8 protein-coding genes are annotated in these 8333 nt (G+C 45.0%); 7 read left to right on the top strand and 1 reads right to left on the bottom strand.

Features of this window, described 5'->3' with window-relative positions; genetic code table 11:
• The 4 genes from BG260_RS02525 to hutH all read left to right on the top strand — a co-directional run.
• Window positions 1–737 (top strand): tetratricopeptide repeat protein (locus tag BG260_RS02525; protein ID WP_069130376.1); only part of this gene is annotated, 737 nt, incomplete at its 5' end.
• A 176-nt stretch (window positions 738–913) separates the two neighbouring features.
• The gene (locus BG260_RS02520; RefSeq protein WP_069130375.1) at window positions 914–1393 is read left to right on the top strand and encodes a DUF456 domain-containing protein; all 480 of its coding nucleotides are present in this window, start codon (window positions 914–916) and stop codon (window positions 1391–1393) included.
• Between the two features lie 142 nt (window positions 1394–1535).
• Window positions 1536–1973: a GyrI-like domain-containing protein gene (locus tag BG260_RS02515; protein ID WP_069130374.1), complete on the top strand. Its 438-nt coding sequence runs from the start codon at window positions 1536–1538 to the stop codon at window positions 1971–1973.
• Window positions 1974–2078: 105 nt separating this feature from the next.
• Entirely contained in the window at window positions 2079–3581 is a 1503-nt protein-coding gene (hutH, locus tag BG260_RS02510) for a histidine ammonia-lyase (RefSeq protein ID WP_069130373.1), read from the top strand.
• A 14-nt stretch (window positions 3582–3595) separates the two neighbouring features.
• Here hutH and BG260_RS02505 read toward each other — a convergent pair whose 3' ends face one another.
• Window positions 3596–4714 carry an NHL repeat-containing protein gene (locus BG260_RS02505; protein WP_069130372.1) on the bottom strand — a complete coding sequence of 373 codons (1119 nt, stop codon included), beginning with the start codon at window positions 4712–4714 and terminating at the stop codon, window positions 3596–3598.
• A 340-nt stretch (window positions 4715–5054) separates the two neighbouring features.
• On the opposite strand from BG260_RS02505, the gene hutI reads away from it, so the two are divergent.
• The 3 genes from hutI to BG260_RS02490 are packed head-to-tail and all read left to right on the top strand — an operon-like array spanning window position 5055 to window position 8248.
• On the top strand, window positions 5055–6269 hold the full coding sequence (gene hutI, locus BG260_RS02500; RefSeq protein ID WP_069130371.1) for an imidazolonepropionase: 1215 nt from the start codon (window positions 5055–5057) through the stop codon (window positions 6267–6269).
• A gap of 4 nt (window positions 6270–6273) precedes the next feature.
• Window positions 6274–7371, top strand: a complete 1098-nt coding sequence (locus tag BG260_RS02495; protein WP_069130370.1) for a calcium/sodium antiporter — start codon at window positions 6274–6276, stop codon at window positions 7369–7371.
• Window positions 7361–8248 (top strand): formimidoylglutamase, encoded by an 888-nt coding sequence (locus tag BG260_RS02490; protein ID WP_069130369.1) that lies wholly within the window; start codon window positions 7361–7363, stop codon window positions 8246–8248. Before BG260_RS02495 ends, BG260_RS02490 begins: the two co-directional genes overlap by 11 nt.
• The last annotated feature ends 85 nt before the right edge of the window (window positions 8249–8333 follow it).

Below are 8333 nucleotides of genomic sequence, written 5' to 3'. Positions count from 1 at the left end.
ACATGATTGAGAGCAACACAAATAAAATATTGGAAGAAAAGATTGATCAATATGTAGCGGGCAATCTTAATGAAAAAGAGATTGATGAATTGTGGTCCGAAATTATCTTTGATGACTACTATTACGATTATCTCAAAACTGTAGCCAGTTTGAAGGGGCTGGCCAACGGTGAGAATACTAAAAATGTTCACTTCCTCAACAATCGGACACCTTTACGATATTTCGCAGCGGCCGCCGTGGTCATTATTGCCGCCGGCTTGATATTGTTCAACGTTTACAACGAACAGCAACTCTCTGTACAGCCAATCGGTTCAATAGAACTGGACTACTACCGCTCTGCAGAGGGTGTTACCGAGATCACCGATATTTCCGAACTGATCATGAGTGTTATTGCCGAAGCAAATCGCGGCAATGTTTCGAATGCCATCTCTTTAGTTGAAGAGAACCTCGAGGCCGTTCGCCCTCCTGAAGATAAAGCGCAGCTTTTGGTGACAGCAGGATCGATCTACTACAACGAAGGCATGTACAACGAAGCCGCCGACTATTTTGAGCGCTCACTCGATTATGAAATTGAAAATGTGATCATCCGGGAGCAGAATTACTGGTATCTTGGAAACACCTACTTTCAGCTCAACCGAATTGAAGAGGCCAGGAGCACCCTTGAAAAAGCCTATCAGCTAAATGGTGCTTACAGCCGAATTGCCGAACGGTATATTGAGGCTTTAGCTTCCGAATAATTTCAAATTTACACTTCGAGATAAAAATCCGATTTCATCAGTTGATGGATTCGGATTTTTTTTGCCTGGTGTTTTTTTACAATCCCCTAAGAGTTTCCGCATCTTTTACGATTTTACCACGTAAACTCGCTTAGATTCATTGTAACAGGCAATTTCTAAAGCATCGTACTCACTTCATGGAAATTATTCTCATCACTCTTGGTGCCTTATTAATGATCACCGGCCTTATCGGTGCATTTCTTCCTGTGCTCCCCGGGCTCCCGTTTTCATACGCAGGCCTGCTGATGTTACAACTGACCGAATACCCGCCCTTCAGCCTTCGGTTTATGATTGTCTGGGCGGTCATTGTAGTCATGATTCAGTTCCTGGAACAGATTGCCACAGTAGCCGGAGCCAAAAAGATGGGGGCTTCCTCATATGGCATCTGGGGAAGTATTATTGGAGCTATCGTTGGTTTTATCATATTCCCGCCATTTGGAATTGTTTTTGGTCCAATTGCAGGAGCGTACGCCGGAGAACTGATCAACAAGAAAACTTCACGTGAAGCCTTGCGGTCTGCCATGGGAGCTGTACTTGGATTTTTTGTCAGTACCTTTATCAAAGTGGTTGCAGCTCTGATCATGACATACCACTTTGTGATCAATGCATTTTGGTGATTTGAATTTAATGTGAACCAAAATTCATCCCTTGTTTTGAGAAAGTATGCCACAGAATCACGGAAATGTGCAGATTGTACTTAATTATTCCGGCCTTCCGTAGCGAAAAAGCATGACTCTTAACTTCAAGCCCATTAAAAGCATGAAAGTCGTTACTCTTCCAAAAATTACACTCATAGGAATCGAGGTTAAAGCCCACTGGAAAGAGCTTCATCAAAAAATGCCGGAAGCGTGGGAAAAGTTGTTTACTCGAAAAGGTGAACTCTCAAATCGCACCACAGATACTTACACAGAAATATCTGCAAACGTGATGGACGAGATCTATACACAAATTGTTGGCGCAGAAGTGGAACCCGGCCGGCCGGTTCCGGCGGGAATGACTTCACTCCAGATTCCCAAACAGTCTTATCTGCATTTCCATCACACCGGACCGCTCACCGAAATTGCCGGGTCATTCGGCAAAATGTATCGATGGGCTGAAGAAAATCGTATTGCCGCCGATGAGTTTAAAATCGACCGCGGCTATCTGCCCGGCCTGCCTGATTCTCCTCACGATTTGTATATAAAGGTAGTGCAGTAATTAATATTGCAAACCGATACGGTTTTCATTCTGGTTAGATCTTGAGTAATTTAGAAGCGCCGTTTCTTCAAGATTCACAACCAATTTGCCAGAAAAATTTTGAGTATGGAAAACGTTAGCATTAGTAATCTGTATGGTGATTTAAACAAGCGAATCGATCATCTTAAAAAAGAGAAGAAGGCTCTGACTGATTCCCGGAAAGTAGTGGAAAAAGCGTTAAAAGACGGCAACGCCTACTACGGGATCAATACCGGGTTTGGCGCGCTGGCCGGAAAACGTGTGAACGACGCCGACCTAAAGCAGCTTCAGCGGAACCTGATTTTATCACATTCGGTCGGAGTCGGGAATTTGATCCCCAAAGAAATCTCCAGGCTGATGCTTCAGCTAAAAGTTCACGCCCTCGCCATCGGCTATTCCGGAATTTCGGAGGAAACATTCGACCGCCTGATGCTTTTCATCGAAAACGACTGGATTCCGGCCATCCCCGAAAAGGGAAGTGTGGGTGCTTCGGGTGATCTGGCGCCACTGGCTCACATGTCGCTTCCGCTGCTCGGTTTTGGTGAATTTTGGAATGAAGAGGGAACCGATACAATTTCTGCCGACCAGGTGTTGAAAAAGAACGGACTGGATCCGATCGACCTTCAACCCAAAGATGGGCTTTCTCTCATCAACGGAACTCAGTTAATGAGCGCTTACGGCTCCTACGTACTCGAAAAATCACTCCATCTGCTTAAAATGGCGGATGTGATCGCGGCTATGAGCCTGGAAGCCCTGCAGGGAAGTATCAAGCCGTTTGATGAGCGAATTCATAAAATTCGTCCGCATCACGGCCAGAAACAGGTAGCTGAAAATGTTCGGAATTTGTTGACGGAAAGTGAAATACTGGAGTCGCACCGCCACTGTGGAAAAGTACAGGACCCCTACTGCCTGAGGTGTGTACCGCAGGTTCATGGAGCCAGCCGCGATGCGATCAATCACGCCGTATCCGTGGTTCAGACCGAAATCAACTCCGTAACCGACAACCCGCTCGTTTTCCCGGATGGCGATATCATCAGCGGCGGAAATTTTCACGGTCAGCCGCTTGCGCTGGTTCTTGATTTCGCCAAAATTGCCCTCGCTGAAATAGCGAGCATTTCCGAGCGACGAACCTACCTTCTTCTGGAAGGTCACGACGGGCTTCCCAAACTCCTGATGCAGGAAACCGGCATCAACTCCGGGTTTATGATTCCGCAGTACACCTCCGCAGCACTCGTCTCTGAAAACAAAGTGTTGTGTCATCCCTCCTCGGTTGATTCCATCCCAACATCACTCGGACAGGAAGACCACGTAAGCATGGGAAGCATCAGTGCACTCCACCTGTTGAAAGTATATGAAAATGTGGAACAGGTTTTGGGAATTGAACTCTTTACAGCGGCCCAGGCACTCGACTTTCGCAAGCCGCTTCGTCCCGGAAAAGGAGTGGAAAAAGCACATGAGGTGATCCGGGAAACCATTCCTCACGCAGCAGAAGATCAGTACTTTAAAGATGATATTCAGAATGCAGTAAAATTAATCCAAAACAGAATGCTTATTGATAAAGTTGAAAAAACATCTGCGGCTCTAAATTGACCCCCATCAACTAATTATTCTGAAAAATTTTGAACTACGTCAATCAACTCTAATTGTAACGGATCATCATTTACAAGATTAATTAAAAACCCCTCTTTCGTTGTACCCAAGGGTGCTCCATCAATTCGCTCTTCACCTAAGTAGGAATAGTCATCAAGAGAGTAAACGGCAATAAAGTGTTCTCTGTCTAAAAAATTTCTTGTCTCATAAAACTCTTCCGTATCATTTCGAAAAAGAAGCATAAGAAATTGATCATTTTGTGAAAGCATCAGGCTCACACTCTGCTCCTCAATTAAAAATCTTCGGTAATCCATCTGTTCGCCCGCTTCAATCATATCTATAAAACGGTAAGATAGTTTAAAGGATGCAGGAACCTGTTCGATTCGACCTGCTTTTGAATGATCATCCAAATCATAAATCTGGATAAAAGGCACTTTAACATGAGTCGTGTATAGCTCTCTGTTTTCACAATCTACACTTAAAATCGGATCTTGCAGTATCGTTTTCTTCTCAAGTAAGTAAGGATCAAAAGATCCAAACATTTCCAAAAACCGAAATTCATCATCAAGAATACCTATCATAGATGAGGTGTCCGATGGAGCATATTCATGATGGTTGATTGACAAGATCCACTGATTATCACATTGTTTCATATCCCGGGACGTAAGGTCAAATCCATCCTCAGTGTAATTTCTGAATGCTTGAACAGTGCCATCCGAACTGTCATACTTTTTAATCAAAGCAGAGGCCTTGTCATTAATTACCACATTATTATTGTAATCCAGGCCAATATATCTGGCACTTTGTATTTCTTCCGGCCCTCTTCCCTCTGAACCGACATGAGAAATATAATTGCCCTCATAATCAATGAGAGTCACACCAACAGGGTTCCGGTAATTTGGTAAAGCGATGATCTCGTCATTAACACTTGCTGAAGCTATAGGATATAATGAATACAAATATTGTGATGCCTGATCATCCAGTTCAATATTCTTTATCACCTCAATATCAAATAAACGGTGTTCTGCCTGCTGGTTATTTGTACAAGAACTAAATAAAAAAACACTTATGAGTGTTATTAATTTTATACTGTGACCCATTGCGAAGTAATTCTTTTCTAATTTAATGATCATATAATACCGAACCGTTTATTCATCCAGGCTGGGAATTGAACATCCGGTACAGTTAAATGGAGTACCTTCCCAGCATCCCCCAACATGCAAGTCCCAATTACCATAATAATATGAAAAACATGCTGTGCCAACTGAATCCTCATTGTTATAGCTGTCACCCTCTTGAACAAAAAATAGAGTAGCACTTGCGATTAGAACAATTGTAAGTAGTAAAAACTTTTTACTTTCATGTAAGACGTTTATCATATCAAACCTCTTTAAGCTTGTTAAAATTAACTTTACAAACTATAGTTAATAATAATAATATCAACTGAACGATCCGGATAATAAATCACTCTCTATGCCCGTACTCAAAAATATCTCCACTCTCTATACCTGCCGTGATGAAGGCAGGCAGGCAGACATTCACCCGATTAAGAACGGAGCGATAGTTTGGAGCGGTGAGACAATCGAGTGGGTCGGTAAAGAATCGGAATTGCCGGAAAAATTCCGGTCTGAACAAGCTATTGATGCAGGAGGGAAAATGGTCGTACCCGGTCTGGTGGACTGCCACACGCACCTCTGCTTTGGCGGATGGCGGGCCGATGAGTTTGAGATGCGTATTCAGGGCCGAAGTTATCTGGATATAGCCAAAGCCGGCGGCGGGATTCTCTCCACCGTGAAGGCGACGCGGGCAGCTTCGGAAGATGAACTTTATGAAAAAGCGAACGGTCTGCTAAAGGAAATTCAGAAACAGGGCGTCACAGCCATTGAGTGTAAAAGCGGCTACGGACTCTCCCTTGAGGATGAACTCAAACAGCTGCGGGTTTACAAGCGGCTGAGTGAGGAATCAAATGTGCACATGGTATCGACGTTTCTCGGGGCGCACACCATTCCGCCGGAGTACAAAGAGAATCGAGAAGGTTATATCGATTTGGTTATTAATGAGATGATTCCGGCCGTAGCTGAAGAAATCCTTGCCGAGTTTTGCGACATATTTGTGGAGGAGTCGGCATTTACGATCGAAGAAGCCAGTACTATTTTTGATGCCGGAAAGAAGCACGGACTCACCCCGAAACTGCACGCCGACCAGCTTTCATCCGGCGGCGGTGCCGAACTGGCCGCCGAAGTGGGAGCCGTCAGTGCCGATCACCTGGAACAGATATCTGATGAAGGGATCAAGCAAATGGCAGAAAAGGGTGTGGTTGGCGTAACTTTGCCGCTCGCTTCCCTCTACACACAGCAGCCCTATCTAAACTGCCGGAAACTGGTGGATGGCGGAGTGGACGTGGCCGTGGCTACCGACTTCAACCCCGGTTCAGCACCTACATTTGACCTTCCGCTTGCCATGATGCTCACCTGCAATCACGGCAGGCTCACGCCGGCCGAAGTTTTAAAAGGTGCTACGATCTATGCCTCTAAAGCTATAAACAGAGACAAACAATTCGGCTCCATTGAAGCCGGGAAATCAGCAGATTTCTTAATAATTGATGCAGAGAATGTGAACGATTGGATGTATCATTACAAGGGCTCCAGAATGGAGTGTGGATTCCTGAAGGGTAACCGGTTTAATTAACTCTATGCTTTCTACAATCATCTGGTTTATTATTGGCCTTGCCGCTCTCATCGGCGGTGCTGAACTGCTGGTTCGTGCATCTTCGAGTCTTGCGGTTCGGCTCGGAATTTCAAAACTCATTGTAGGCTTGACGGTGGTCTCTTTTGGAACCAGTGCGCCGGAACTCGGAGTCAGCCTCCAAGCCGGATTTGCCGGAAATACCGACCTGTTGCTGGGTAATATTGTTGGCAGCAACATCTCAAACACTCTGCTCATTTTAGGAATAGCCGCCATTATTTTGCCACTTAAAGTTAATGTAAAGTTGATTCGAGTGGATGTTCCTGTGATGATTGGTATCACCCTTCTACTGTTTATTTTTGCTTTGAGCGGCACCATCTACTTTTGGGAATCCCTGATTTTGGTCATTCTGCTTGGCATCTATCTCACCTTTCTGATTCGCGAGAATAAACACGCTGATCTTGATGACGAGATTGAGACGCTGCCCACTTCCACCCCCTTACTTATCACAACCGGCATCATCGGACTCATTATGCTCGTTCTTGGTGCACGATGGCTTGTGGACAGTGCCGTGATATTTGCTGAAATGGCCGGAATCAGTGAACTGGTTATCGGGCTAACGGTTGTATCTATTGGAACCTCCCTGCCCGAAATTGTCACCGCTGTGGTAGCCGCATTGAAAGGTGAGCGCGATATCGCCGTAGGGAATGTTGTGGGAAGTAATATTCTCAATATTCTGGTTGTGCTTGGAGTTACCGGCTTAATTATACCGACCTCCATCCCCGTTCAACCATCGCTCGTACGGTTTGATCTGATCATTTTGATTGCCGCTTCATTTGCCTGTTTGCCTATCTTTTTCACTCGTCACAAAATTGACCGGTTTGAGGGATTTGTCTTTTTGACGATGTATATCGCATACCTACTCTATCTTTTCCTCTTCTCTACCGATCACGATCTGCTGGATGCATTCAGCAATACAATGATCTTTTTTGTTCTGCCGTTGGTAGCTGTAACCATCCTCTCCATTTTCTGGCGGGAGTGGAAACGGCGCAGACGGTTCTATTTGGCAGCGAAACAACGAAATGAGGAGATAAATGATGAATAATCAAGATTTGAGACTTAAGGATTTAATAGGAAATAATGTTCAGCATCCTACTGTTCATTTGATTGGATTCCCTTCGGATATAGGTGTAAAAATTAACGGTGGCCGGCCGGGAGCTTCAAAAGCGCCTGGGTTAGTTTATGAGAATCTGCTCACATTCACACCCCATGCGGCACACACTGATACTCATACCAAGCTTCTGAGAAATACCGAATCGCTGATGATGCTTAACTGCAGTGGTGATCTGCCCGCGGATCATGAGAATCTGGGCGATACTGTTGCAGGATTTCTATCGGACCAGGTGATACCGGTCATTTTGGGCGGTGGTCATGAAACAGCGTTTGGGCATTTTCTTGGCTATGCGAAGTCGGATCTGCCAGTAAATATCGTGAATATTGACGCCCATGCAGATGTCCGAGAGTTGAAAGAAGGCAAGGCTCATTCCGGTTCTCCTTTTCGCCAGGCTGCGAAGCACTCCTCCGGCGTTTGCAAATCATACAATGTATATGGATTGAACCCGGCGTCGGTTTCGGCCGATCATCTTGCATTTGTTCAAAAACAGGGTGATGCCGTTTTTGAGCAGTCCGTCTCTGTAGATGCCATACTTAACAGGCTCAATCTCTTTGATGAAGCATCTTTAATGGTAACAATGGATATGGATGTTGTCAGACAGGCCGATGCACCCGGTGTCAGCGCACCAAACGCTTCCGGCATCAGCAAAGACCAATGGCTGAAACTCGCCTTTGGATTTGGAAATCACCCGAAGGTCACATCTTTTGATCTCTGCGAAGTAAACCCCGACTTTGACCGGGACAATCAAACCGTTAAGCTTGCCGCACTGACGGTTTGGTATTTTTTGTTGGGTGTGGCGTTAAGGTAGGGATTTATAAAACACTCGTGGCACGATCTGGAGTCGTGCCACGAGTAATTTCAATTCATTTTTTCAAACCCTTCAAGGTTTCCAG

The organism is Rhodohalobacter halophilus, assembly GCF_001715195.1.
In the GTDB taxonomy this organism is placed as follows: Bacteria; Bacteroidota; Rhodothermia; order Balneolales; family Balneolaceae; genus Rhodohalobacter; species Rhodohalobacter halophilus.
This window is presented reverse-complemented; position numbering and strand designations above follow the sequence as displayed.